Source organism: Streptomyces sannanensis, assembly GCF_039536205.1.
Lineage (GTDB): Bacteria > Actinomycetota > Actinomycetes > Streptomycetales > Streptomycetaceae > Streptomyces > Streptomyces sannanensis.
In genome coordinates, this window is sequence record NZ_BAAAYL010000001.1 from 1,053,865 (window position 1) to 1,080,334 (window position 26,470).

Sequence of the window (26,470 nt, forward strand, 5' to 3'; positions counted from 1 at the left end):
GACTGAATTGCGACCACTTGGAGGGACCGTGCAGACCGACATCGATCCGCGCAGCCTGATCGGACGCAAGGCGTTCGACCGCGATGGTCACAAAATCGGAACCGTGGACGAGGTCTACCTCGACGACGCCACCGGACAGCCGGAGTGGGCGGCCGTACGCACCGGACTGTTCAGCCGGGACGCCTTCGTCCCCCTGGAACCGAGCACAGTCGTGGAGAACACCCTGCGCGTCCCTTACGACCGCGCTCTGATCAAGGACGCCCCCGACTTCGGCGTGGGCCGTCACCTCTCCCCCGAGCAGGAGCTGCAGCTCTACCACCACTACGGCCTCGACATCGGCTCCCCGGGCCCGTCCCCCTGCTCCGGCGCGGGCACCTGATCCACCGGCACGAGCGGCAACGGATCCGAGAGCACCAGTTCGGGGTCGTCCACCTTGAACGTCCGTACCCGCCCGGGTTCGGAGTACGGCGTCTCGAACCGGACGGTCACCCGCCCGACCCCGCTGCCCTGCACCCAGCCGGGCCCGTGTTCGGCGTGCCACACATCGTGCCCGGCCGGCCAGCGCCGGTCGGCGAGGGCGGGGGGCTCCTCGTCGGCCGGCTCGCCGACCGCGGGCTCCTCCTCGGCCGCCGGGGCCTCGGCAGCCTCCCGCTCCCCCGCGGCCTGAGCGAACAGATCCTCCTGTGTGAAGTCGGCGAGCCCACTGACCCCCACCCCCAGCAGCCGCACCCCTCCCGTGGTGTCCACCCCGTCCAGCAGTCGTCCTGCGGCCTCCCGGACCACCGCGGGGTCGTCCGTGGGCCCACGGAGGGTCTCCGACCGGGTGAGTGTCGAGAAGTCGAACCTGCGCACCTTCAGCACCACCGTCCGGCCCGAGCGACCGGCCCCCCGCAGCCGGTGCACGCACCGGTCGGCCAGCCGGTCGACCTCGGTCCTGATGCGCACCCGGTCATGCAGATCCACATCGAAGGTGTCCTCCACCGAGACCGACTTCGCGTCCCGTTCGGCCACCACGGGCCGGTCGTCGTGCCCGGTGGCCATCAGGTACAGCGAACCGCCGTGCGCCTTCCCCAGCAGCCGTACGAGCTCGTCCTCGCCCGCCTCCACCATCTCCGCGACCGTGGTGATCCCGGCCCGCCGCAGATGCTCCCCGGTGGCGGGGCCGACCCCGGGCAGGATCCGCACCGGCATCGGTGCGAGCAGCGCCGACTCCGTGCCCGGTTCGATGAGCACCAGCCCGTCCGGCTTGGCTTGTTCGGAGGCGATCTTGGCGAGCATCTTGGCCCCGGCGAGCCCGACCGAGCCGGTCAGCCCGGTAGCCGCCCTGATGTCCCTGCGCAGCCGCTCACCGGCCGCGCGCGCCGTGGCGGCGTCATGGGCGGCACCACCTGCCTCCAGGTCGACGAAGGCCTCGTCCAGGCTCAGCGGCTCGACCAGCGGGGACAGCCGGCCCAGCAGCTCCATCACCTGATCGCTGACCGAGCGGTACAGCGAGAAGCGCGGGATCAGATAGGCGGCGTTGGGGCAGAGCCGCCGCGCCTGTGCCATGGGCATCGCCGAGTGCACCCCGAACCGCCGGGCCTCGTACGAGGCCGTGGCGACGACCCCGCGCGGCCCGAGGCCGCCGACCACGACGGGCTTGCCGCGCAGGCTGGGCTTCGCCGCCTGCTCGGCGGCGGCGAAGAAGGCATCCATGTCGAGATGCAGGATCGTCGGCGTGGCTCTCACACCACTGATGCTGCCGCACACCACTGACAACGGTCGTCACAGCCCGGTGGCGGCGCGAAAGGCGCTCAGACGGCCCGGTTGCGGCGCCTTGCGAGCTCGTCGGAGGCGTTGTGCCCGATCAGCGTCTCGCCGGTGTCCACGCGCTCGCCGTGCAGCTGCGACAGCGCCGTCTCGACGTCCCGCCACACCACACCCACGGCGATACCGAAGACTCCCTGACCGCCCTGCAGGAGATCGACCACCTCGTCGGGCGAGGAGCACTCGTACACGGTCGCGCCGTCGCTCATGAGTGTCATGCGCTCAAGGTCCCGGAACCCGCGGTCGCGCAGGTGCTGGACCGCGGCACGGATGTTCTGCAGGGCGACCCCGGTGTCCAGGAAACGCTTCACGATCTTGAGGACGACGACGTCCCGGAAGCTGTAGAGACGCTGTGTCCCCGAACCGGATGCCGGACGCACGCTCGGCTCGACCAAGCCCGTACGCGCCCAGTAGTCGAGCTGACGATAGGTGATCCCCGCCGCCGCGCACGCGGTCGGCCCCCGGTAACCGATGTTGTCGTTCATGGGGTCGGCCATGCTGCTGTGGAGCGGATACGGCCCGCCCTCCCCCAGACGTCGTCCGGGGGCACCCCCAGCCGTACCGTCGCCGCTGCTTCTCACGCCGACCCTCCGTCCTTGAACTGCCTTCTCGACGGTAGGCAGTCACCTCGGGTGCGTCAACGATCGCCACACTCGGCACGCCGAGTGATAATCACCCTGAGAGTGGTTTCTCGTGCCCCATTCCGGGAAAGGCTACTCGAATGCGCGGACGGCTCGCCGCGGAAAGTCACTGGCTGCTGGTACCGAAGTCCTCGGGCGAGATCTGGTCGAGGAACTCGCGGAACTTCTCCACCTCGTCCTCCTGCTCGTCCGGGATCGCGATGCCCGCATCGTCGAGCACTCCGTCACTGCCGTAGATCGGCGTTCCGGTGCGCAGGGCCAGCGCTATGGCGTCGGACGGCCGGGCGCTCACCTCCACCCCGCTGGCGAAGACCAGCTCCGCGTAGAAAACCCCCTCGCGCAGGTCCGTGATACGGACCTCGGTGAGCTCCTGGCCCACCGCTTCCAGCACGTCCTTGAACAGGTCGTGGGTCAGCGGCCTGGCCGGAGCCATGCCCTGCTGGGCGAAGGCGATCGCAGTCGCCTCACCCGGACCGATCCAGATAGGGAGGTACCGGTCGCCTCCCACTTCTCGCAGGAGCACGATCGGTTGGTTGGAGGGCATTTCCACCCGGACACCCACGACGTCGAGCTCGTTCACACAGCAACCCTAGGCCGTGCCCGGCAGGTTTGGGTAGTCGGGGCTCCCCCGGGTTCAGTGCAGCCGCTCCGTGACGGCCGTCCGGAGCAGGTCTCCGTGCAGGCTCACCAGCAGCGCCGCCGGCTCTCTGACGGTCGCCTCGGCGTGGGCCCGCGTCTGCGGATTCCGATGGCGACACAGCGGGTCGACCACCTGTTCGACCAGGTCGGCCTCACGGTCCGCCTTCACGGCCCGCAGCTGCCGGGGCTCCAGTCCGTAGCGCCCCAGGTCCGAAACCGGCCGGGCGATATGCACGGCCTCCGTGTCGTACCCGCCCTCGGGATCCGGCGCGACAAGGCGGTACGCCTCCCATTCGGCGAGCTCCGCCTCGCTCACCTCGGCCGCCGCCGGCAGTCCGGCCCGGCCCAGCCGCACCGGAACACCGGACTCCGGCTCCGGCTCGCACGGCCCGGACGGAGGCGGCAGCCGGCGGCAGATGGTGGTCACGCTGCATGTGCAGCACCGGGGCCAGCCGCTCGACGTCCTCGGAGCTGAACTTGCGATACCCCGCCGGCGTCCGCTGCGGCTCCACCAGCCCCTCCGCCTCCAAAAAACGGATCTTGGAGATGGTGACGTCGGGAAACTCGCCACGCAGCAGATTCCGCACAGTGCCGATGCTCACCAACCGGCCGCCCGCGGCGGCGGTGCCGTGACCGGCACCGCCCGTCGGTGTGTGCACCATGGACCTTCCCTTGGGGATCCCCCCGGACAGAGTCCGGGGGGGTCAGATGCCCTGCTGGCTCGCGTAGAAGACCAGCCGGTACTTGCCGATCTGCACCTCGTCGCCGTTCGACAGCCCGACCGAGTCGATCCGCTCCCGGTTGACGTACGTGCCGTTGAGACTGCCGACGTCGGAGACCGTGAAGCGGCCGTCCGGGCTCCTGCGGAACTCCACATGACGCCGCGACACCGTCACGTCGTCGAGGAAGATGTCGCTCTGCGGATGACGGCCGGCCGTGGTCAGTTCGGCGTCCAGCAGGAAACGGCTGCCCGAGTTCGGGCCACGGCGCACCACCAGCAGCGCCGAGCCCTGCGGCAGGGCGTCCACGGCTGCCTGCGCCTCGGAAGAGAGCGACGGGGCAGCAATCTGGCCCGTCATCTCCTGCTCGTACGCCTCGATGCCGGAGATGGAGATGGTCGAGGTGGTCTCCGACGCACGCTCCGCGATCACCCCCGGCCGCAGCGGCGCCCCGCAGTTGGAGCAGAACCGGCTGGCTTCGGCGTTACGGTGCCCGCACCTAGCACAGACCAAGGCAGACAACCCTCCACCCGTACTCGAGGTTGATGGTGCCCCGAAACCTATGCGGCCGGGACCGGCAGGGTCAACAGAAGACGCGCCCTGTCCACCCGAAATGTCGCCGGGGCCGGCGACCTCGTCGCGGAACAGCGGGCGCTCGCCGCCCTGCTGCTCCTCGTCCTGTCCATGACGCGGGGCACGGTGCCTGGCGGTGTTGCCGCCGTCCTCCCGCGCGCTCTTGCCGAACAACTTCCCAAACAACTTCACGGGCGATTCCCCTTGACCGAAACAGACCCGCCCGTGGGGCAGGACGAACCCTGAATGAACAAACCTGCCGACCGGGACATCATCACAACGTCCTTAACCACCCGACAGTTTCCACCAAGCACAGCAGTTGTGATGCGCCGACCCCCCGCAAGCTCATGCCCACGTCCGGAAGCGCCCATACACCCCCGCCTCACTGCGATGACGACCGAGCGTAGTCAGGGCGCTTCGCAGGCCGCAAGGCATTCACGACGATCTTCTCCGACCGTGTCACGACGGCTGTGGCCTGCTCCTTCTCCAGAGTCTGCACCACTCCGCCCGGAATGTTGAGCGCCGGCTCCAGATCCTGCGGCTTGCCGATCACCTTGAAGCGGTACGGTGCGGTGATCTTCTTTCCGTCCACACCGATCCCGTCGTCCGTGTCGGAGAAGTACGTATCGGCAACCACCCGGGTGTCGTTGACCTGGATGGCCTCCGCGCCGGCGGCGCGCAGTTCCTGGATCGCGTCGAGCAGCATGTCGGACTGGACCGCGTGGCCCGGATCCTCGATGGTCAGCTCGATCCCCGGCCCCTGAGCGGCCACGGTGCCGGCCAGGATGCCGAGCTGCCGCTCCTTCTCCTGCGTCTGCTTGCGCGCCTCCTCGGCCTGGTCAGAGCTGCTCTCCAGCTCGCTGCGCTGATCCTCGAGACGCCGCTTCTCGTCCTCGAGCCGCTGCGTACGGTCGTCGAGCTCGTCCAGGATCCGTACCAGGTCTTCCTGGCGCGCCCCACGCAGCGCGCTGTTGTCGCTCTGCGAGCGCACCTGGATCGCGAGCCCCAGTCCGAGGACGAACAGGAGGAGCGCCACAACGAGTTGGGCCCGAGAAAACCGCGGCGGCCAGAGCGCCGCGACCAGCCGCTGGCGGCCCGTCATCGGCTCTGCCTCGGTCCGGACGGGCTCCGCGCCGGGCGTGCCCGACCGCGCCTCGGGGCGAGCCGGCTGAACCTCGGGCTGATCACGCTCGACCTCAGGGCGGACCGACCGCGCCACGGGCTTCGTCCGCTGAGCCTCAGGACGCGACGACTCCGCACCGGGACCGTCCGGTTGCACCTCGGGCGTGCCCGGCCTCGCCTCGGGCCCGGTCCGCTGAGCCTCAGGACGCGACGACTCCGCACCGGGCTCGGCCGACCGCGCCTCAGGGCGAACCGGGCGAACCTCGGGCTGATCACACTCGACCTCAGGGCGGACCGACCGCGCCACGGGCTTCGTCCGCTGAGCCTCAGGACGCGACGACTCCGCACCGGGACCGTCCGGTTGCACCTCGGGCGTGCCCGGCCTCGCCTCGGGCCCGGTCCGCTGAGCCTCAGGACGCGACGACTCCGCACCGGACTCGGCCGACCGCGCCTCAGGGCGAACCAGCCACGCCTCGGGGCGAGCAGGCTCCGCGTCAGCTCCGGCCGACGGCTGCTCGGGCAACCGGGACCGGTCCGGACGCTCGGGCTGCTCCGGCCGCTCCGACTTCGTGGGGCTCTTCTTCTCTTCGTTGCTCATCGGCCTCACGCCTGGAAGACATGCCGCCGGATGGCCGCAGCGTTGGAGAAGATCCTGATGCCGAGCACGACCACGACCCCGGTCGACAACTGCGCGCCCACACCCAACTTGTCTCCCAGGAACACGATCAGGGCCGCCACGACGACATTCGAGAGGAAGGAGACGACGAAGACCTTGTCGACGAAGATGCCGTCGAGCATGGCCCGCAGGCCGCCGAAAACCGCGTCGAGCGCCGCCACGACGGCGATCGGAAGATAGGGCTCGACCACGGCCGGCACCTCGGGGCGGACCAGCAGTCCGACCACGACTCCCACGATGAGGCCCAGTACGGCGATCACAATGTGCCCTTCCCAGTGTCGGCCGCGCCCGTCCCGGCGCCGGCTCCCTTCGGCTGTGCTGTACGTACGATCAGACTCGGGGCGGCAGGCAGACGCACCTCGCGCTGAACGGCGATGCTCGCGCGGACCCCGTAGTTCTCCTGCAGGACATGGAGATACTGGCCGTCGGCGCCGTCCTGGAAATCTGCGCTCAGCCGCTTCCCGTCCCCCACCGCGAGCACCGTGTACGGGGGCACCAGCGGTCTGTTGTCGACCAGTATGGCGTCGCCGGCCGCCCGGATCGCCGAGAGGGCGGTCAGGCGCTGGCCGTTGATGGCGATCGCGTCCGCCCCGGACTCCCACAGTCCGTTCACGATCCGCTGCATGTCGCGGTCCCGCACCCGGCCCGTATCGGCGAAGCTGCTGCTCTCCCGCGGTCCGCCGCCACCCTGGCCGGTGCCCTTCGCGTCGTCGACGACGAGTTGCAGGCCCGGGCCGCTCACCGCCGTCGCGCCGGAGAGCAGCGCCACCAGTTCGGCCTTGTCGCCCCCGTGCTTCTCGAGCGCCTTGCGCTGCCGCTCACCGACCTCGCTGCGCAGGCCGTCGACGTTCCGTTCGAGCCTGTCCGCCGCGGCCGTCTCGGCCTCGATACGGTCGATCAGCTCCTCGCGCTCCTTCGCCACCACCGGTGCCGTCACCCGCGCCTGAGCCGCGCCCAGAGTCACGACCAGAGCAGCCAGTACCAGGCCGGCGGCGAGCCCCAGTCTCGCCCGCAGAGTCCCGGGCAGCTTGCCGCCCTCGGCCTTCCTGCGTGCCGCAGCCTCGGCATAGCCGTCGTCGAGGCTGTGGTCCATGACGTTCGTCAGCAGCGACATGGACGCATCGGGACGCGGGGACGGAACCGGTGTGCTCCGAACGGGGGGCTGCTGCGACATGCCGCACATCGTCGCACGTCGCCGGAGCTACCGCCGAATGGCCCCACCCATGTGCCGGGCGGCGCCCGACGGACGCCTCCCGGCACACGCCGTTCACCTCAGTGACCAGCGCTGTCCACGACCTGGGACCACTCGTCGAGCAACGCCTGGGCCGAGGCGTCGTCCGGCCCCTCGGCCCACAAATGGGTGACGGCCTCGGCAGGGTCGGGCAGCACCATCACCCACCGGCCGTCCGCCTCGACCACCCGCACACCGTCCGTGGTGTCCACGAACCGGTCCCCGGCCGCCTCCACCACACGCCGCATCACCAGGCCCTTGACCGCCCAGGGGGTGGCCAGGTCCCGCTTCAGCACATGCGCCTGCGGGATACGGGCGTCGATCTGGCTGAGGGTGAGTTGCGTACGGGCCACCAGGCCGATGAGACGCACGAAGGCGGCCGCGCCGTCGAAGACACTGCTGAATTCGGGCACAATGAAGCCTCCGCGCCCGTCGCCACCGAAAATCGTTGTCTCCTCACGCCCGACCCTGGTGAGGTCGTCCGGCGAGGTCGTGGTCCACTCGACCTGCGTACCGTGATACGCGGCTACCTGTTCCGCGATGCGCGTCGTGGTCACCGGCAGCGCGACGCGTCCGCTGCGCCGCTCCGCCGCGACCAGATCGAGCATCACCAGCAGCGCACGGTCGTCCTCGACGATGCGGCCGCGCTCGTCCACCAGCGACAGTCGCTCACCGACGGGATCGAATCGCACGCCGAACGCCGCCCGCGCGGAGGCCACGATCTCTCCGAGCCTCACCAGCCCGTTGCGGCGCGCCTCGGCGGTTTCGGTGGGCCGCGACTCGTCGAGGCCCGGGTTGATCGTGAGGGAGTCGACCTTCAGCCGGCCCAGCAGACTGGGCAGGACGAGGCCGGCACTGCCGTTGGACGCGTCGACGACGACCTTGAGTCCCGATTCGGCGATGCCCGTCGTGTCCACGTCGCGGAGCAGGGATCCGGTGTACGAGTCGAAGACGCTGGAGGGGAACTGCAGATCCCCGATCTCGCCCGGGAACGCTCTGCGGTACTCCTGCCGGGCGTACACCCGGTCCAGTTTGCGCTGCCCGGCCTGGGAGAGATCCGCCCCTCGCTCGTCAAAGAACATGATGTCCACCGAGTCGGGCACGCCCGGCGAGGTACGGATCATGATCCCGCCGGCGGTGCCGCGCGCGGTCTGTTGGCGGGCCACGGGCAACGGCACGTTCTCGAGGTCGCGAACGTCGATGGCACTCGTCTGGAGCGCGGAGATCACCGCGCGCTTCAGCGCCCTGGCGCCGCGCGAGTGGTCACGTGCCGTCGTGACGGTCGAGCCCTTCTTCAGGGTCGTGGCGTAGGCACCGGCAAGCCGGACGGCGAGCTCGGGTGTAATCTCCACGTTCAGGATGCCGGACACACCGCGGGCGCCGAACAGATGCGCCTGTCCTCGCGACTCCCAGATCACCGAGGTGTTGACGAAGGCGCCGGCCTCGATGGTCTTGAAGGGGTAGACCCGGACGTTGCCCTGAATAATCGATTCCTCACCGACGAGGCACTCGTCCCCGATGACGGCACCGTCCTCGATCCGCGCCGCGCGCATGATGTCGGTGTTCTTACCGATCACGCAGCCGCGGAGATTGCTGTGCTGCCCGATGTAGACGTTGTCGTGCACCACGGCCTTGTGCAGGAAGGCGCCGCTCTTCACGACCACGTTGGATCCGACGACAGTGTGCTCGCGAATCTCGGCATCCGCCTCCACCTTGGCGTAGTCACCGACGTAGAGCGGCCCTCGCAGCACCGCGTCCGGATGCACCTCGGCGCCTTCGGCCACCCACACTCCGGGCGAGATCTCGAAGCCGTCGATATCCACGTCGACCTTGCCTTCGAGCACATCCGCCTGGGCCTTGACGTAGCTCTCGTGGGTGCCGACGTCCTCCCAGTAGCCCTCGGCGACATAGCCGTAGACCGGCTTGCCTTCCTTCATGAGCTGGGGGAAGACATCCCCCGACCAGTCGACCGGGACGTCCGCCTCGACATAGTCGAAGACCTCGGGCTCCATGACGTAGATGCCCGTATTCACCGTGTCGGAGAAGACCTGCCCCCAGGTCGGCTTCTCCAGGAACCGCTCGACCTTGCCGTTCTCGTCGACGATCGTGATGCCGAATTCCAACGGATTCGGCATTCGCGTCAGGCACACCGTGACCAGTGCACCCTTCTCCTTGTGGAAGTTGATGAGATCGGTCAGATCGAAATCGGTGAGCGCATCACCCGAGATGACCAGGAACGCGTCGTCCTTCAGGGCTTCCTCGGCATTCTTCACGCTGCCTGCGGTGCCGAGTGGCTTCTCCTCATTGGCGTAGGTCAATTCCATGCCGAGCTCTTCGCCGTCCCCGAAATAATTCTTGACGAGGGAGGCGAGAAATTGCACGGTGACAACGGTCTCGGTGAGTCCATGCCTTTTGAGCAGTCTCAGCACATGCTCCATGATCGGCCGATTGGCCACCGGAAGGAGCGGCTTGGGCATGCTCGAAGTCATGGGACGAAGGCGAGTCCCTTCGCCACCGGCCATTACGACGGCCTTCATGTCGGAAGCGTCCTCCTTGAAGAGACGACGGTCCAGCCGACTTCACCCGTCCGGTACACGCTCCGCCGTCATACGGGCCGGTAACAATCCACGGCACCGCATCGACAGGCTCAATCGGCCATGCTGTCCGCTCTGACGAGTCGGCGGACCTGGACCACGTACAGGATCCCTGCCCACCAATAGAGAGTTGTACCCCATCCGGCGAACGCCCATCCGAAAATCGCGGCGAGGGAGGCCAGCCACCCGCTTCCGTCGCTGAGGAGGAGCAACGGGAAGGCGTACATCAAGTTGAAGGTCGCAGCTTTGCCGAGGAAGTTCACCTGGGGCGGCGGATAGCCGTGCCGGCGGAGGATTCCCACCGTCACCAGCAGCATCAGGTCACGGGCCAAAAGCGCCACCGTCAGCCAGAGGGGCAGGATCTCCCGCCAGGTCAGGCCGACCAGGGTGGAAAGGATGTAGAGCCGGTCAGCGGCAGGATCGAGAAGACGGCCGAGGCTGCTGACCTGGTTCCAGCGGCGGGCGAGTTTGCCGTCCAGATAGTCACTGACGCCGCTGAGCGCCAGCACCAGCAGGGCCCAGCCATCACTGTTGGGCCCGCCGAACTCCGGCCGCAGAATAAGCCACAGGAAGAGCGGCACACCGGCTAGGCGAGCCATGCTCAGGATGTTGGGGATGGTGAGCACCCGGTCCGTCTGAATCCGAGTCTCCTGGACCTCCACCCGAGGGCCTCCTGTGAAACGTGACAACTATGCTCCCCGACCTTACCTTCAGCGATGGCTGGCTGATGCAAGGGGGTGCGGAAACGGTCGTGGACGCAAAAATGCCGCTGCCCCGGACCATAGGGTCCGGGGCAGCGGCCACAAATTGTTCGGCGGCGTCCTACTCTCCCACAGGGTCCCCCCTGCAGTACCATCGGCGCTGAAAGGCTTAGCTTCCGGGTTCGGAATGTAACCGGGCGTTTCCCTAACGCTATGACCACCGAAACACTATGAAGTTGAACTCCAGCCGGCAAGGCGAGTTCGTTACTTCAGAACAAACACAGTGGACGCGAGCAACTGAGGACAAGCCCTCGGCCTATTAGTACCAGTCAGCTCCACCCGTTGCCGGGCTTCCACATCTGGCCTATCAACCCAGTCGTCTACTGGGAGCCTTACCCTCTCAAGGAGGTGGGAATACTCATCTTGAAGCAGGCTTCCCGCTTAGATGCTTTCAGCGGTTATCCCTCCCGAACGTAGCCAACCAGCCATGCCCTTGGCAGGACAACTGGCACACCAGAGGTTCGTCCGTCCCGGTCCTCTCGTACTAGGGACAGCCCTTCTCAATATTCCTACGCGCACAGCGGATAGGGACCGAACTGTCTCACGACGTTCTAAACCCAGCTCGCGTACCGCTTTAATGGGCGAACAGCCCAACCCTTGGGACCGACTCCAGCCCCAGGATGCGACGAGCCGACATCGAGGTGCCAAACCATCCCGTCGATATGGACTCTTGGGGAAGATCAGCCTGTTATCCCCGGGGTACCTTTTATCCGTTGAGCGACGGCGCTTCCACAAGCCACCGCCGGATCACTAGTCCCGACTTTCGTCCCTGCTCGACCCGTCGGTCTCACAGTCAAGCTCCCTTGTGCACTTACACTCAACACCTGATTGCCAACCAGGCTGAGGGAACCTTTGGGCGCCTCCGTTACTCTTTAGGAGGCAACCGCCCCAGTTAAACTACCCATCAGACACTGTCCCTGATCCGGATCACGGACCGAGGTTAGACATCCAGCACGACCAGAGTGGTATTTCAACGGCGACTCCACAACCACTGGCGTGGCTGCTTCAAAGTCTCCCACCTATCCTACACAAGCCGAACCGAACACCAATATCAAACTGTAGTAAAGGTCCCGGGGTCTTTCCGTCCTGCTGCGCGAAACGAGCATCTTTACTCGTAGTGCAATTTCACCGGGCCTATGGTTGAGACAGTCGAGAAGTCGTTACGCCATTCGTGCAGGTCGGAACTTACCCGACAAGGAATTTCGCTACCTTAGGATGGTTATAGTTACCACCGCCGTTTACTGGCGCTTAAGTTCTCAGCTTCGCCCACCCGAAGGTGAGCTAACCGGTCCCCTTAACGTTCCAGCACCGGGCAGGCGTCAGTCCGTATACATCGCCTTACGGCTTCGCACGGACCTGTGTTTTTAGTAAACAGTCGCTTCTCGCTGGTCTCTGCGGCCACCCCCAGCTCAGGAAGCAAGTTCCTTCACCAGGCGTGGCCCCCCTTCTCCCGAAGTTACGGGGGCATTTTGCCGAGTTCCTTAACCATAGTTCACCCGAACGCCTCGGTATTCTCTACCTGACCACCTGAGTCGGTTTAGGGTACGGGCCGCCATGAAACTCGCTAGAGGCTTTTCTCGACAGCATAGGATCATCCACTTCACCACAATCGGCTCGGCATCAGGTCTCAGCCTTGTATGTGTGACGGATTTGCCTACCACACGGCCTACACCCTTACCCCGGGACAACCACCGCCCGGGCTGGACTACCTTCCTGCGTCACCCCATCGCTCACCTACTACCAGTCTGGGTCACCGGCTCCACCACTCCCCTCAACTCCGAAGAGATCAGGGCGGCTTCACGGGCTTAGCATCGCTGGGTTCAGCGCTGGCGCTTCAAAGCGGGTACCGGAATATCAACCGGTTGTCCATCGACTACGCCTGTCGGCCTCGCCTTAGGTCCCGACTTACCCTGGGCAGATCAGCTTGACCCAGGAACCCTTAGTCAATCGGCGCACACGTTTCTCACGTGTGTATCGCTACTCATGCCTGCATTCTCACTCGTGAACCGTCCACAACTCGCTTCCGCGGCTGCTTCACCCGGCACACGACGCTCCCCTACCCATCACAGCACCCGTTGGGGCTTTATGCTGCAATGACACGACTTCGGCGGTACGCTTGAGCCCCGCTACATTGTCGGCGCGGAATCACTTGACCAGTGAGCTATTACGCACTCTTTCAAGGGTGGCTGCTTCTAAGCCAACCTCCTGGTTGTCTCTGCGACTCCACATCCTTTCCCACTTAGCGTACGCTTAGGGGCCTTAGTCGATGCTCTGGGCTGTTTCCCTCTCGACCATGGAGCTTATCCCCCACAGTCTCACTGCCGTGCTCTCACTTACCGGCATTCGGAGTTTGGCTAAGGTCAGTAACCCGGTAGGGCCCATCGCCTATCCAGTGCTCTACCTCCGGCAAGAAACACACGACGCTGCACCTAAATGCATTTCGGGGAGAACCAGCTATCACGGAGTTTGATTGGCCTTTCACCCCTAACCACAGGTCATCCCCCAGGTTTTCAACCCTGGTGGGTTCGGTCCTCCACGAAGTCTTACCTCCGCTTCAACCTGCCCATGGCTAGATCACTCCGCTTCGGGTCTAGAGCGTGCAACTCGATCGCCCTGTTCGGACTCGCTTTCGCTACGGCTTCCCCACACGGGTTAACCTCGCTACACACCGCTAACTCGCAGGCTCATTCTTCAAAAGGCACGCAGTCACGAGACGTACAAGTACGTCCGACGCTCCCACGGCTTGTAGGCACACGGTTTCAGGTACTATTTCACTCCGCTCCCGCGGTACTTTTCACCATTCCCTCACGGTACTATCCGCTATCGGTCACCAGGGAATATTTAGGCTTAACGGGTGGTCCCGCCAGATTCACACGGGATTTCTCGGGCCCCGTGCTACTTGGGTGGTTCTCAAGCGAGCCGTACAGATTTCAGCTACGGGGGTCTTACCCTCTACGCCGGACCTTTCGCATGTCCTTCGCCTATCCATACGGTTTCTGACTCGCCGACCGGCCGGCAGACCGGTCAAGAGAACTCCCACAACCCCGCATGCGCAACCCCTGCCGGGTCTCACACGCATACGGTTTGGCCTCATCCGGTTTCGCTCGCCACTACTCCCGGAATCACGGTTGTTTTCTCTTCCTGCGGGTACTGAGATGTTTCACTTCCCCGCGTTCCCTCCACACTGCCTATGTGTTCAGCAGCGGGTGACAGCCCATGACGACTGCCGGGTTTCCCCATTCGGACACCCCCGGATCAAAGCTCGGTTGACAGCTCCCCGGGGCCTATCGTGGCCTCCCACGTCCTTCATCGGTTCCTGGTGCCAAGGCATCCACCGTGCGCCCTTAAAAACTTGGCCACAGATGCTCGCGTCCACTGTGTAGTTCTCAAGCAACGACCAGCCACCCATCACCCCGCCAGCTGACTGACGAGTTCACTGGGGCCGGCGTCTGAAGGACGAGCATGGCTCGCTCCCTCAGGACCCAACAGCGTGCCCGACACGTCCGGTCTCAGATGCTGCGTTCCACGCCGAAGCAGTACTAGCAGTCCTCATCCCGATCGTGCCGAATAATCAACGTTCCACCCATGAGCAACCGTGCGAGACATTTGCTCGCAGTCGGCTATGTGCTCCTTAGAAAGGAGGTGATCCAGCCGCACCTTCCGGTACGGCTACCTTGTTACGACTTCGTCCCAATCGCTGGTCCCACCTTCGACAGCTCCCTCCCACAAGGGGTTGGGCCACCGGCTTCGGGTGTTACCGACTTTCGTGACGTGACGGGCGGTGTGTACAAGGCCCGGGAACGTATTCACCGCAGCAATGCTGATCTGCGATTACTAGCAACTCCGACTTCATGGGGTCGAGTTGCAGACCCCAATCCGAACTGAGACCGGCTTTTTGAGATTCGCTCCGCCTCGCGGCATCGCAGCTCATTGTACCGGCCATTGTAGCACGTGTGCAGCCCAAGACATAAGGGGCATGATGACTTGACGTCGTCCCCACCTTCCTCCGAGTTGACCCCGGCAGTCTCCTGTGAGTCCCCATCACCCCGAAGGGCATGCTGGCAACACAGAACAAGGGTTGCGCTCGTTGCGGGACTTAACCCAACATCTCACGACACGAGCTGACGACAGCCATGCACCACCTGTATACCGACCACAAGGGGGCGACCATCTCTGGCCGTTTCCGGTATATGTCAAGCCTTGGTAAGGTTCTTCGCGTTGCGTCGAATTAAGCCACATGCTCCGCTGCTTGTGCGGGCCCCCGTCAATTCCTTTGAGTTTTAGCCTTGCGGCCGTACTCCCCAGGCGGGGAACTTAATGCGTTAGCTGCGGCACCGACGACGTGGAATGTCGCCAACACCTAGTTCCCAACGTTTACGGCGTGGACTACCAGGGTATCTAATCCTGTTCGCTCCCCACGCTTTCGCTCCTCAGCGTCAGTAATGGCCCAGAGATCCGCCTTCGCCACCGGTGTTCCTCCTGATATCTGCGCATTTCACCGCTACACCAGGAATTCCGATCTCCCCTACCACACTCTAGCCTGCCCGTATCGAATGCAGACCCGGGGTTAAGCCCCGGGCTTTCACATCCGACGTGACAGGCCGCCTACGAGCTCTTTACGCCCAATAATTCCGGACAACGCTTGCGCCCTACGTATTACCGCGGCTGCTGGCACGTAGTTAGCCGGCGCTTCTTCTGCAGGTACCGTCACTTTCGCTTCTTCCCTGCTGAAAGAGGTTTACAACCCGAAGGCCGTCATCCCTCACGCGGCGTCGCTGCATCAGGCTTTCGCCCATTGTGCAATATTCCCCACTGCTGCCTCCCGTAGGAGTCTGGGCCGTGTCTCAGTCCCAGTGTGGCCGGTCGCCCTCTCAGGCCGGCTACCCGTCGTCGCCTTGGTAGGCCATTACCCCACCAACAAGCTGATAGGCCGCGGGCTCATCCTTCACCGCCGGAGCTTTCAACCCTCTCCCATGCGAGAGAGAGTGATATCCGGTATTAGACCCCGTTTCCAGGGCTTGTCCCAGAGTGAAGGGCAGATTGCCCACGTGTTACTCACCCGTTCGCCACTAATCCACCCCGAAGGGCTTCATCGTTCGACTTGCATGTGTTAAGCACGCCGCCAGCGTTCGTCCTGAGCCAGGATCAAACTCTCCGTGAATGTTTTCCCGTAATCGGGAGTGACACTCGCGTTGAGCGGAACAGTCGGAGGAATGATCCGACCGTTCACAGCGTCCTCGCTGTGTGTGCCTTCCTCAAGAGGAAGGACTTTTCAAAGGAACCTCATCTCCATGATGGAGACGGGGTATCAACATATCTGGCGTTGACTTTTGGCACGCTGTTGAGTTCTCAAGGAACGGACGCTTCCTTCGTACTCACCCTTTCGGGCTTTCCTCCGGGCGCTTCCCTTCGGTGTTTCCAACCTTACCAGTCTTTTTCCCTCTCTTTCACCACCTTCATCCGCAGACATGCGGAATCGGATCCGAAAGAGGATCTGGAATCAGAATCAGTAAGTCCTACCCTCGCTGAGCCCACGATTCCGTGACACCTCAACTCCAAGCAGGGTTACGACCCTACATCTCCCGCGAGAGCGAAGCAAATCGCCTGGGCGGAGGCCGTCGTGTCGCCCCGCGCGTACCGAGCACGGCACCGGTCTCAGAAGTGTGGAACCAGCACTTCCCATGACTTAGGCTCTGCTCGACATGGTCTAGTCCACGTGCTCGCCGGAGCCGACACGCGGACGGCGCTTCTGGATCTCCCCCCTGCGAGGTTTCCCATGACCACCGTGACGTCCCCCGTTGTCGGACGCGCGATCGGGCTCGCCGCCGTGCCCGACCCCGTGTTCTCCGGAGCAATGGTCGGGCCGGGCACCGCCATCGACCCCGTCCGCGAGCCGTCGGAGGCCGTGGCGCCTGTGGACGGTGTCGTCGTCTCGCTGCACCCGCACGCCTTCGTCGTCGTCGATGCCGATGGGCACGGTGTCCTGACGCACCTCGGGATCGACACGGTGCAGCTCAACGGTCAGGGCTTCGAGCTGCTCGTCGCCAAGGGCGACACCGTGACGCGCGGCCAGGCCCTGATCCGCTGGAACCCTGCTGCCGTCGAGGAGGCCGGCAAGTCTCCTATCAGCCCTGTCGTGGCGCTCGAGGCCACGCCGGATGCTCTTGCCGACCTGTGCGAGGACGGGGACGTGAAGGCCGGCGATCAGCTCTTCAGCTGGCAGTAAGCAACTAACGGAGTCGGGTTGATGGAGACAACGCTGCGAGGCGTCGGCGTGAGCCATGGTGTGGCGATCGGCGAGGTTCGGCACATGGGTACGGCGGTTCTGGAACCGCCGGCCAAGCAGATCCCGCCCCACGAGGCCGAGCGTGAACAGGGGCGCGCCGGGCAGGCCGTGGGAGCAGTGGCGGCCGATCTGATCGCACGTGGCAATCTGGCCGGCGGCGAGGCGCAGGCGGTGCTCGAGGCGCAGGCCATGATGGCGCAGGACCCGGAGCTCATGGCTGATGTGGAGCGGCGTATCGCCGTGGGCTCCACCGCCGAGCGAGCGGTGTACGACGCGTTCGCCGCGTACCGGGCTCTGCTCGCGGGCGCCGGAGAGTATCTGGCCGGTCGGGTAGCGGACCTGGACGATGTGCGGAACCGTATCGTCGCCCGTCTGCTGGGCGTTCCCATGCCGGGTGTGCCGGACAGCGACGAGCCGTATGTACTGATCGCGCGGGATCTCGCTCCTGCGGACACGGCGCTGCTCGACCCGGCTCTGGTGCTCGGTTTCGTGACCGAGAAGGGCGGGCCGACCAGCCACAGCGCGATTCTGGCCCGGGCCCTCGGGGTGCCGGCCGTGGTGGCTCTGCCGGGTGCCACCGAGCTGGCCGAGGGCACCGTGATCGCGGTGGACGGCAGCACCGGGGAGGTCTTCGTGCACCCCAGTGCGGACAAGCGGGCGGAGCTGGAGAAGGCGGCTGCCGAACGGAAGGCCGCGCTGGCCGCGTCGACGGGTCCGGGTTCCACTTCGGACGGGCACGGGGTGCCGCTGCTGGCCAATGTCGGCGGCCCGGGCGATGTCGCCGCGGCAGTAGCGGCGGGTGCCGAGGGTGTCGGTCTGTTCCGTACGGAGTTCCTGTTCCTCGACGACAGCAAGAAGGCGCCGTCGGAGGGGAAGCAGGTCGAGGCGTACCGCAAGGTGCTGGAGGCGTTCCCCGAGGGCCGTGTGGTCGTGCGAGTGCTGGACGCGGGCGCGGACAAACCGCTCGACTTCCTCACGCCTGCGGATGAGCCGAACCCGGCGCTGGGTGTGCGTGGCCTCCGCACCTTGCTCGATCACCCCGAGGTGCTGCGCAACCAGCTGACCGCGCTGGCCAGGGCGGCGGAGGGGCTGCCGGTGCACTTGGAGGTCATGGCGCCGATGGTGGCGGACCGTAAGGACGCCAAGGCGTTCGCGGACGCCTGCCGGGCGGCCGGGCTGCAGGCGAAGTTCGGGGCGATGGTGGAGATTCCGTCCGCCGCGCTCCGGGCGCGTTCGATCCTTCAGGAGGTGGAGTTCCTGTCGCTGGGCACCAATGACCTGGCGCAGTACACCTTCGCCGCCGACCGGCAGGTGGGTGCCGTGTCGCGGCTTCAGGATCCGTGGCAGCCCGCGCTGCTCGACCTGGTGGCGCTGGCCGCCGAGGCGGCGAAGGCCGAGGGCAAGAGCTGTGGTGTGTGCGGCGAGGCGGCTTCCGATCCGCTGCTGGCCTGTGTGCTCACGGGTCTGGGGGTGACCTCCCTGTCGATGGGTTCGGCTTCCATTGCCTATGTACGGGCGACGCTGGCGAAGTACACGCTGGCCCAGTGCAAACGCGCCGCGGCCGCGGCGCGGGCCGCGGACAACGCGGAGGATGCCCGGACAGCCGCTCGGGCGGTGCTGTCCGGCGAGTGACCGGGCCTGCGCCGGACGTGTTCCGGAGATGTGCGGCCGAGGGGTCTTCCACCGTTTCCTGGCGGAAGACCCCTTGGGTGTTTCAGTGGTGGCTGCCGGGGTCCTCGGCCGGTGTGACGGGAAAGCCCGCCCGGTACTCGACGCCCGGCTCCGGGGACACGGGCTCGCCGGTGTCGGCGTCGGTGCAGTACGCACTGAAGACCTCGGCGGCCGTGAGCGGGTCGAGGCGTCCCTGCTGGAGCCGCCAGCCGTGCAGCCGGTCCGGGGTGTCCGGAGCGGTGGTGCGGAGGACCACTCCCCCGGTGCTGTTCACGGCGATGCCCACGGCCAGAACGGTCACGAACTCGGCCGCCTCCGACTGGTCAAGCCGGGCGGGTTCCCCTTCGGGGCACTCGGCGAGGAGCACCGCGAGCAGGAGTTCGTCCTCGACCGGGACGCTGCAGACCAGATGGTGGGTGCCCGGCCCGGCGGCGTCGAGCAGCGCCATGAGCATGCGGGAAGCCCGGTCGAAGGCGGCGTGGCCGATGTCGCGACCGCACTCCGCGCAGTCGCCGAGCCGGGCGAGCAGCACTGTGGCGTAGTCCCAGGTGGCCTTGCGGACGGCGGTGTCGATGAGCTGCGGCACCAGCTGGTCGATGGGCTGGCCGGTGTAGGGGACGCGGGCCCCGCCGGACGCGACCTCGGCTGTGAAGCGCATACGGCTGTCGGCCGTGTCGGGGTCGAGGCCGGCCGCGGTGCAGTACTCGGCGAACTCCTCCGGGTCGAAAAGCGCGACGCTGGTGTGTGCTCCTTGGGCGGAGAGTGTCCTGAGCAGTCCTTCTGCCTGCCTGAGATAGGTCTCGTGGTCCTCGAAGGCGAAGGAACGGTATTTCCGCATCGCCGCGAAATCCTGGGCGTCGGTCAGCAGACCCAGGGTGCCGGTGATCTCCCGGCGCAGGGTGTGCCGCATGCTCCTGCGGTGCTTGGTGTGCCCCATGACTCCCCCTCAGCGCTGTGAATCAATGCTCACTCACCGTAACCGAGGGCACTGACAACCGAGGCGGCCCGGCGTCCTCGGACCTCGCCGCGGTGCTGGGCGAGGTCCGAGGACGCCGGGGGATTCAGCCGGGGATCAGCCGCGGCGTTCGCGGGCGAGGTCCTCGTAGAAGCGGAGCAGTTCCAGGTTGTCGACGGAGCCGGGGTTGACGGCCTTGTCGAGGGCCGTGCCCTGGAGCAGGCGCTTCACCGGAACCTCGATGCGCTTGCCGGTGAGGGTGTGCGGGACGCCGGGGACCTCGATGATCTCGTCCGGGACGTGCCGCGGGGACAGCTGCTCGCGGATGGTCTGCTTGATACGGGCGCGCAGGTCGTCGTCGAGGGTGGCCCCCGGCGCGAGATGGACGAAGAGCGGCATCCAGTAGCCGCCGTCCGGCTCTTCGAGGCCGATGACGAGGGACTCGCGGATCTCCGGGAGCCGCTCGACGGCTTCGTAGATGTCGGCGGAGCCCATGCGGACGCCCTGGCGGTTGAGGGTGGAGTCGGAGCGGCCGTGGATGATCACGGAGCCGCGCTCGGTGATGGTGATCCAGTCTCCGTGCCGCCACGCGCCGGGGAACATCTCGAAGTAGCTGTCGCGGTAGCGGCTGCCGTCCGGGTCGTTCCAGAAGTGGATGGGCATGGACGGCATGGGGTTGGTGACCACGAGCTCGCCGACCTCACCGATGAGCGGCTTGCCCTGGGGGTCCCAGGACTGCAGGTCGGTGCCGAGGGAGGGCGCCTGGAGCTCGCCGATCTCGACGGGCAGCGTGGGGACCGCGCCGGCGAAGCAGCTGCACACGTCGGTGCCGCCACTGACGGAGGCGATCCACAGGTCCTCGCGTACCTCGTCGTGGAGCCAGCGGAAGCCGTCGGGCGGCAGCGGGGAGCCGGTGGTGGCCACGCAGCCGATCCGGGAGAGGTCGTAGTCGCGCCCGGGGTGCACGTCCGCCTTGCGGCAGGCCATGACGTACGCGGCCGAGGTGCCGAAGAGGGTGGCGCCGGTGCGCTCCGCGATCCGCCACTGGGCGCCGGTGTCGGGGTAGCCGGGGCTGCCGTCGTACAGGACGACGGTGGTGCCGGTGAGCAGGCCGGAGACGAGGAAGTTCCACATCATCCAGCCGGTCGAGGTGTACCAGAAGAAGCGGTCCCCGGGGCCCAGGTCGCAGTGCAGGCCGAGCTGCTTGAAGTGCTCCAGCAGGATGCCGCCCTGGGACTGGACGATCGCCTTGGGCAGACCGGTCGTGCCGGAGGAGTACAGGACCCACAGAGGGTGGTCGAAGGGTACCTGCTCGAAGGCCGGCTCCGCGGCGCCCGCGGTGAGCTCGGACCACTCGAGGGCGCCCTCCGGGGCTTCGGTGCCGAGCAGCGGGATGTGGACGACGGCACGCAGGGTGGGCAGTTCGCGGCGCAGCTCGGCGACGACGTCGGTGCGGTCGTGCTCCTTGCCGCCGTAGCGGTAGCCGTCGACGGTGAACAGGACTACCGGTTCGACCTGCTGGAAGCGGTCGAGGACGCTGCGGGCGCCGAAGTCGGGGGCGCAGGAGGTCCAGACGGCACCGACCGCCGCAGTGGCCAGCAGGGCGGTGACGGCCTGCGGGATGTTGGGCAGGTAGCCGCTGACCCGGTCTCCGGGGCGTACGCCGAGGGCGCGCAGCTCGGCGGCGAGTGCCCCGACCTGGCGGCGCAGCTCGGCCCAGCTGATGGGCACCGTCTCATGGGTCTCGTCGACATGGAGGAGGGCCGGCTCGTCGGCGCGGGCCGGGTCCTCGGCGGTACGCAGGGCGTGCTCGGCGTAGTTGAGGGTGGCGCCGGGGAACCAGCGTGCCCCCGGCATGGTGCGGTCCGCGAGAACGCGCTCGTACGGAGTGGAGAAACGCACGTCGAACCAGTCGGCCACGGCCTGCCAGAACGTCTCCAGCTCGTCGACGGACCAGCGGTGCAGCGCGGCGTAGCCGCCCTCGGCGGGGGCGCCGTACCGCTCGGCCGCCCAGGACTGGAAGCGGGTGACCCCGGCACGGTCGATGCGCTCCTGGTCGGGCTGCCAGAGGGGGGCAGTGTGCGCTGCTTCGGTCATGGGGCGGCTCCCGGCTGTACGGCGTGTACGCGTCGTGTGCGTGGGTCGCGCACACGTGCGAGGGTGTGCGCGTGATGCGGCTGACAGGGACGATGCCATGTGATCGTCGTTCGCACCAGGGCCGGCCGCCCACAGTGGGCGGGGCAACAATGTGGTCGCACCACGGGTGAACGGAAGTTGAACGGTGCCCGCGTGGACACGGCCGGATGGCAGGGTGAGCTGCATGGACGGTCATGACCTGGTGCGCTCGGTGAAATTCGTCGGTACGACGCAGGGGCTGCGTGCGGTGCTCTCCGCGTGGCGGCGGCGTCGTACGGACGCCCGGTATCTGCCGCCTCCGGCCGCGGAACGGGCCCGGGTGCCGGGTCCCGTGACCGGGGCCGAGCCCTGTCCGGGCGGCGGAGTCGTCCGGTTCGCCCGTTCCCGGCTGCGGGTGTTCGTCGCGACCGGCGGCGCGGTGTTCTGGGGCTGGGACGGGGCCGAGCCGCTGCCGTCGTACGCGCTGGCGGGCACCTGTCCCGAGCCGGACACACGGGCCGAGCTCGAGCCCGACACGGACGGCGGCTGGCGGGTGGTGTCAGAGCGGGTGACGGTGACCGTCTCCCGGCACGGCGCCGTCGAGATCCGTACCCCTGGCGGTGTGACGCTGCGGCGCGAGCTGCCGCCGCGCTGGTGGGAGCCGACGGGGGTGAACGGCCGGCCGGCCACAGGCCGGAGCGGCTTCGACGTGCCCGGCACCGCGGGCCCGGCCGGAGCGCGCTGGCTGCTGAGGAGTGAGGTCCCCGCGGACGCGCGGTTCTTCGGGCTCGGGGGACGGGCCGGCGGGCCGCGGCTGCGCGACGGGACGTACCGGCTGTGGAACACCGATCCGCGCGGCGGTTTCGGCCCCGGCGACGACCCGCTCTACATCACCATGCCGGTGCAGCTGGTGGTCGCCGACGCGGGCACGCATCTGGCCTTCTACGACAACTCGTGGGACGGCCGTTTCGCGCTGCGCGAGGGCGAGGAGGGGGCCGGCTCGGGGCACGACCGGCCCGGCACCAGCGAACTGCGGATGGACGGGGGCCCTCTGCGGTGCTGGGTGGTGACCGGCACCCCGGCGCGCGTGCTCCAGGGCTGGACAGGACTCACCGGCGCGCCCGCAGTGCCGCCCGCCTGGGCGCTGGGACCGCAGCACGCGCGCTGGGGCTTCGGCTGTGAGCGGGAGGTGCGGCGCGTCGTCGACGGCTACCGGGAGCACGGACTGCCGCTGTCCGCACTGCACCTGGACATCGACCACTACGAGCGGCACCGGGTCTTCACCGTCGACCGTGAGCGTTTCCCTGGTCTGCCGCGGCTCGCGGAGGATCTGCGTGCCGAGGGGGTCAGGCTGGTGTCCATCGTGGACCCGGCGGTCGCCGCGAAGCCCGGGGACACCGTGTACGACGGCGGCAGTGCGGCCGGGGCGTTCGTACGGGACGCGCGCGGCGAGGAGCTGCGCGGGGTGGTGTGGCCGGGTGAGTGCGTCTTCCCCGACTTCACGGATCCGCTGGTGCGGGACTGGTGGGGCACGCTGTACGAGGAGCGGCTCGGCCAGGGCTTCTCCGGGGTGTGGCACGACATGAACGAGCCGGTGTCCTTCGCCCCGTTCGGCGATCCCTCTCTGCCCCGGTCGGCGCGGCACAGCCTCGAGGGGCGCGGCGGCGATCACCGCGAGGCGCACAACGTCTACGGGCTGGCCATGGCGCGGGCCGGGTACGACGGGCTGCGACGGCTCCGGCCCGACGAGCGGCCGTTTCTGTTCTCGCGCTCGGGCTGGGCCGGGATGCAGCGGTACGGCGGCACCTGGTCCGGTGATGTACGGACCGGCTGGCCGGGGCTGCGCGCCTCGCTGGCGCTGGTACTGGGGCTCGGGCTGTGCGGTGTGCCGTACTCGGGGCCGGACGTGGGCGGTTTCAGCGGCAGCCCCTCCCCCGAGCTGTATCTGCGCTGGCTCCAACTGGGGTCGTATCTGCCGCTGTTCCGTACGCACTCGGCAATCTGGGCGGGCCGCAGGGAGCCCTGGGAGTTCGGCCCGGAGGTGCTCGAGCACGCACGGGCGGCGATGGCCGAACGGGAGCGGCTGCGCCCGTACTTCGTCACCCTGTCGCATCTGGCGCGGCTGACGGGCGCGCCCTATGTGCGGCCCCTGTGGTGGGGCACGCCGGGTGACCGGGCGCTGCGCGACTGCGAGGACGCCTTTCTGCTGGGGGACGCGCTGCTGGTCGCCCCGGTGCTGGAACGGGGTGCGGATCGGCGGGCGGTACGGCTGCCGCGGGGGCGCTGGTACGACACGGCGACCGGAGAGGTCCATGAGGGCCCGGGCCAGGTGCTGCTGGATGCGCCGCTGTCCCGTATCCCCGTGCTGGCGCGGGCCGGTGCGGTACTCCCGGTGCGTGGTGCGGACGGCGGGCCGGAACTGGAGGTATGGGCGCCGGCCATGGGGCGTACCGGGGGCGGGCTGGTGATCGCCGATCCCGGCACAGGGTGGGACCAGGCGGAGGTGGAGCGGTACACGACCCGGATGGACGACGGCCGTGTCGTGGTGGAGCGGCTGCTCGACGACGACCCCGCCGAGCCGGGGCGTCCGGTACGGATCCGAGGGCTGGGCACCCCCTAGGGGTGGCCAGCGGATCAGGCTGGATCAGCGAGTGCCCGCCGCGGAGCGGCTGGTGTCCACGCATGCGGTGGGGGCACCGCTGGGGGTACCCCCAGCGGTAGCTGGGGGACATCGGCGACTGACGAGACCGCCGGTGGCACCTCCCGTGCCCGAAGGGCTACGAGGAAGAGACGGAGTCGCACGGCGCCGCGAGCCCGGCATGATCCGCCGGGCAACCCCTAGAAGACCGATGAAGATCTTGCTCCGACCGCCTGACTCGCCCCGGATTGCCAGTAAATGCCCATCGCCATGAACCGGTGCAAGCCGGGCGCGATTCCAAGATCTTCAGGACGCTCCTAGGGCGTGTTTCGAAAGTAGCGTCGTCCGCCCGGAGGGCGGGGTCGGGGGCGTCTGGTGCGTGCGATCGCAAGGCGGAGGGAGGAGAGCGCAGCGGGCTGCGCCGACGACCGACAACGCGGCGAGCGTGCGTGCCGGGCGTTCCCGACCAGGCGGGACTTTCGAAACACGCCCTAGAAGACCGATGAAGATCTTGCTCCGACCGCCTGACTCGCCCCGGATTGCCAGTAAATGTCAATCGCCATGAACCGGTGCAAGCCGGGCACGATTCCAAGATCTTCAGGACACTCCTAGCGGTACCGGCCGGCGAACCAGGCCCGTACCGCCTGCGTGTGCAAGGGGAAGGCGAGTTCCTCGGGGGCGCGCAGTACGCGCCAGCCGGTGGTCTCCGCGGTGGGAACGGGTTCGGGCAGGTCGGCCGCCCGGCGTTCCGGGAGCAGCCCGAACAGCAGCAGATGGACCGTCGAGCTCATCACATCGGCCGGCCGCACATCGTGGGCGGCCGCCTCGATGCCCGTCTCCTCCCTGAGTTCGCGCACGACGGCCTCCCGCCAGTCCTCGGCGTGGTCGATGAACCCGCCGGGCAGCGCGACACCGCCGTACTGGGGCTCGATGGTGCGGGTGATGACCACAAGCCCGGTTCCCTGCCGGTCGGCTACGGGCAGCAGGGCGACGGCGACGGGCAGCGGCCCGCAGTAGGCGATCTCCCCGCAGCGGGCGCATGTGCGGGGCCAGCCATGGGTGCCGGCGGGGTACGGAGCACCGCAGGAGGAGCAGTGGGAGTCCTTGGCGGGGTGCGTCATGCGCGGACTGTACCGGAGGTCCTTTTCCCACCCGGCGTCCCGGCAGCAGCATTTCCGTGCTGCACGCGACCTTGACGCTCCATCAGTGCCGGTGAAAACTCCGGACCGGCACGCTCGTCACGGATGCCGGGCGGGGCGCGGACGCCCCCGCCGCCGGCTCCGTAGCCATGGGAACGCACCCTGCATGTCCGCGAGGACAAGGAGCCACCATGAGCAACGGGGACATCTTTCTCGGCGAAGTCATCGGTACGGCGATTCTGATTCTGTTCGGCGCCGGCGTATGCGCCGCCGTCACTCTCAACCATTCCAAGGCGAGAGCCTCCGGCTGGATCGTCATCGCCTTCGGATGGGGCTTCGGCGTGCTCGCCGGGGCGTACACGGCCGCGCCCCTGTCCGGTGCGCATCTCAATCCGGCGGTGACCGTGGGCATCGCCGTCGACACCGGCACCTGGGACAAGGTCTGGGTCTACATCCTGGGGCAGATGGTCGGCGCGATGCTGGGCGCACTGCTCGCCTGGCTGGTCTACTTCGCCCAGTTCCAGGCGAACACCGACCCGACCCTCGGTATCTTCTCGACGATCCCGGAGATCAGGAACCCGGTCGCCAATCTCCTCACCGAGATCATCGCGACGATCGGCCTGGTGCTCCCCATCCTCGCCTTCGGGCGGACGAAGGGGCTCGCGGATTCCGGCACCCTGGTGCTGATCGTCTCGCTTCTGGTGGTCGGCATCGGCCTTTCGCTCGGCGGGCCCACCGGGTACGCCATCAACCCGGCCCGCGATCTCGGCCCGCGCATCATTCACGCCGTGCTGCCGATCCCGCACAAGGGCACGTCCGACTGGGGTTACGCATGGATCCCGGTGGCCGGCCCGCTGATCGGCGGTGCGCTCGCCGGCGCCATCTACAACGCAGCCTTCTGACC

General features: G+C 67.4%; 17 protein-coding genes, 3 rRNA genes and 1 pseudogene. 5 read left to right on the forward strand and 16 right to left on the reverse strand.

What is annotated here, in order from left to right; translation table 11 throughout:
* Positions 1–28 precede the first annotated feature (28 nt).
* Positions 29–379 carry a PRC-barrel domain-containing protein gene (locus ABD858_RS04795; RefSeq protein WP_345034813.1) on the forward strand — a complete coding sequence of 117 codons (351 nt, stop codon included), beginning with the start codon at positions 29–31 and terminating at the stop codon, positions 377–379.
* Here the strand turns inward: ABD858_RS04795 and ABD858_RS04800 are convergent.
* The 13 genes and pseudogenes from ABD858_RS04800 to ABD858_RS04860 form a co-directional block, all read right to left on the reverse strand.
* On the reverse strand, positions 322–1,728 hold the full coding sequence (locus ABD858_RS04800) for a DNA polymerase IV (RefSeq protein ID WP_425586154.1): 1,407 nt from the start codon (positions 1,726–1,728) through the stop codon (positions 322–324). The two genes, ABD858_RS04795 and ABD858_RS04800, sit on opposite strands and share 58 nt — an antisense overlap.
* Positions 1,729–1,793: 65 nt before the next feature.
* Entirely contained in the window at positions 1,794–2,387 is a 594-nt protein-coding gene (locus ABD858_RS04805) for a MerR family transcriptional regulator (RefSeq protein WP_345034814.1), read from the reverse strand.
* Between the two features lie 166 nt (positions 2,388–2,553).
* On the reverse strand, positions 2,554–3,027 hold the full coding sequence (locus ABD858_RS04810) for a bifunctional nuclease family protein (RefSeq protein ID WP_004002801.1): 474 nt from the start codon (positions 3,025–3,027) through the stop codon (positions 2,554–2,556).
* A gap of 54 nt (positions 3,028–3,081) precedes the next feature.
* Positions 3,082–3,748: pseudogene (locus tag ABD858_RS04815) on the reverse strand (MerR family transcriptional regulator).
* 42 nt (positions 3,749–3,790) lie between these two features.
* Positions 3,791–4,318: an FHA domain-containing protein gene (locus ABD858_RS04820; protein ID WP_345034816.1), complete on the reverse strand. Its 528-nt coding sequence runs from the start codon at positions 4,316–4,318 to the stop codon at positions 3,791–3,793.
* Positions 4,319–4,760: 442 nt separating this feature from the next.
* Complete coding sequence (locus ABD858_RS04825) at positions 4,761–5,657, reverse strand: DUF881 domain-containing protein (protein WP_425586155.1); 897 nt, start codon at positions 5,655–5,657, stop codon at positions 4,761–4,763.
* 446 nt (positions 5,658–6,103) lie between these two features.
* The gene (locus tag ABD858_RS04830; protein ID WP_345034818.1) at positions 6,104–6,436 is read right to left on the reverse strand and encodes a small basic family protein; all 333 of its coding nucleotides are present in this window, start codon (positions 6,434–6,436) and stop codon (positions 6,104–6,106) included.
* Positions 6,433–7,350 carry a DUF881 domain-containing protein gene (locus tag ABD858_RS04835; RefSeq protein ID WP_345034820.1) on the reverse strand — a complete coding sequence of 306 codons (918 nt, stop codon included), beginning with the start codon at positions 7,348–7,350 and terminating at the stop codon, positions 6,433–6,435. The genes ABD858_RS04830 and ABD858_RS04835 overlap by 4 nt, the downstream gene beginning before the upstream one ends.
* Positions 7,351–7,448: 98 nt before the next feature.
* A complete protein-coding gene (locus ABD858_RS04840; protein ID WP_345034821.1) occupies positions 7,449–9,944 on the reverse strand; it encodes a sugar phosphate nucleotidyltransferase in 2,496 nt (831 codons plus the stop codon).
* A 110-nt stretch (positions 9,945–10,054) separates the two neighbouring features.
* Positions 10,055–10,663 (reverse strand): cardiolipin synthase ClsA, encoded by a 609-nt coding sequence (gene clsA / locus ABD858_RS04845; protein ID WP_345034822.1) that lies wholly within the window; start codon positions 10,661–10,663, stop codon positions 10,055–10,057.
* A 147-nt stretch (positions 10,664–10,810) separates the two neighbouring features.
* Positions 10,811–10,927: ribosomal RNA gene (rrf, locus tag ABD858_RS04850) — 5S ribosomal RNA — on the reverse strand.
* Positions 10,928–11,001: 74 nt separating this feature from the next.
* Positions 11,002–14,120, reverse strand: a 23S ribosomal RNA gene (locus ABD858_RS04855).
* Between the two features lie 277 nt (positions 14,121–14,397).
* A 16S ribosomal RNA gene (locus tag ABD858_RS04860) occupies positions 14,398–15,923 on the reverse strand.
* The 16S, 23S and 5S rRNA genes sit together here, the layout of an rRNA operon.
* Positions 15,924–16,538: 615 nt before the next feature.
* On the opposite strand from ABD858_RS04860, the gene ABD858_RS04865 reads away from it, so the two are divergent.
* Together ABD858_RS04865 and ptsP are read left to right on the forward strand one after the other, a co-directional pair.
* A complete protein-coding gene (locus ABD858_RS04865; protein WP_345034823.1) occupies positions 16,539–16,988 on the forward strand; it encodes a PTS sugar transporter subunit IIA in 450 nt (149 codons plus the stop codon).
* A gap of 21 nt (positions 16,989–17,009) precedes the next feature.
* Entirely contained in the window at positions 17,010–18,680 is a 1,671-nt protein-coding gene (gene ptsP / locus ABD858_RS04870) for a phosphoenolpyruvate--protein phosphotransferase (protein ID WP_345034825.1), read from the forward strand.
* A gap of 82 nt (positions 18,681–18,762) precedes the next feature.
* Here ptsP and ABD858_RS04875 read toward each other — a convergent pair whose 3' ends face one another.
* Complete coding sequence (locus ABD858_RS04875; protein WP_345034826.1) at positions 18,763–19,656, reverse strand: hypothetical protein; 894 nt, start codon at positions 19,654–19,656, stop codon at positions 18,763–18,765.
* 135 nt (positions 19,657–19,791) lie between these two features.
* Entirely contained in the window at positions 19,792–21,771 is a 1,980-nt protein-coding gene (locus ABD858_RS04880) for an acetoacetate--CoA ligase (protein WP_345034827.1), read from the reverse strand.
* A 223-nt stretch (positions 21,772–21,994) separates the two neighbouring features.
* On the opposite strand from ABD858_RS04880, the gene ABD858_RS04885 reads away from it, so the two are divergent.
* On the forward strand, positions 21,995–24,409 hold the full coding sequence (locus ABD858_RS04885) for a glycoside hydrolase family 31 protein (protein WP_345034828.1): 2,415 nt from the start codon (positions 21,995–21,997) through the stop codon (positions 24,407–24,409).
* Between the two features lie 626 nt (positions 24,410–25,035).
* Here ABD858_RS04885 and ABD858_RS04890 read toward each other — a convergent pair.
* Positions 25,036–25,548: an NUDIX domain-containing protein gene (locus ABD858_RS04890; protein ID WP_345034830.1), complete on the reverse strand. Its 513-nt coding sequence runs from the start codon at positions 25,546–25,548 to the stop codon at positions 25,036–25,038.
* Between the two features lie 209 nt (positions 25,549–25,757).
* Here ABD858_RS04890 and ABD858_RS04895 point away from each other — a divergent pair, with 209 nt between their 5' ends.
* Positions 25,758–26,468 carry an MIP/aquaporin family protein gene (locus ABD858_RS04895; RefSeq protein ID WP_345034831.1) on the forward strand — a complete coding sequence of 237 codons (711 nt, stop codon included), beginning with the start codon at positions 25,758–25,760 and terminating at the stop codon, positions 26,466–26,468.
* Positions 26,469–26,470 lie beyond the last annotated feature (2 nt).

Bases quoted from the DNA above. Each gene is read 5' to 3' on its own strand.
- ABD858_RS04835 (WP_345034820.1), bottom strand. From the start codon at position 7,350: ATGTCGCAGCAGCCCCCCGTTCGGAGCACACCGGTTCCGTCCCCGCGT.
- ABD858_RS04840 (WP_345034821.1), bottom strand. From the start codon at position 9,944: ATGAAGGCCGTCGTAATGGCCGGTGGCGAAGGGACTCGCCTTCGTCCC.
- ptsP (WP_345034825.1), top strand. From the start codon at position 17,010: ATGGAGACAACGCTGCGAGGCGTCGGCGTGAGCCATGGTGTGGCGATC.
- ABD858_RS04880 (WP_345034827.1), bottom strand. From the start codon at position 21,771: ATGACCGAAGCAGCGCACACTGCCCCCCTCTGGCAGCCCGACCAGGAG.
- ABD858_RS04875 (WP_345034826.1), bottom strand. From the start codon at position 19,656: ATGGGGCACACCAAGCACCGCAGGAGCATGCGGCACACCCTGCGCCGG.
- ABD858_RS04885 (WP_345034828.1), top strand. From the start codon at position 21,995: ATGGACGGTCATGACCTGGTGCGCTCGGTGAAATTCGTCGGTACGACG.
- ABD858_RS04895 (WP_345034831.1), top strand. From the start codon at position 25,758: ATGAGCAACGGGGACATCTTTCTCGGCGAAGTCATCGGTACGGCGATT.
- ABD858_RS04890 (WP_345034830.1), bottom strand. From the start codon at position 25,548: ATGACGCACCCCGCCAAGGACTCCCACTGCTCCTCCTGCGGTGCTCCG.
- ABD858_RS04865 (WP_345034823.1), top strand. From the start codon at position 16,539: ATGACCACCGTGACGTCCCCCGTTGTCGGACGCGCGATCGGGCTCGCC.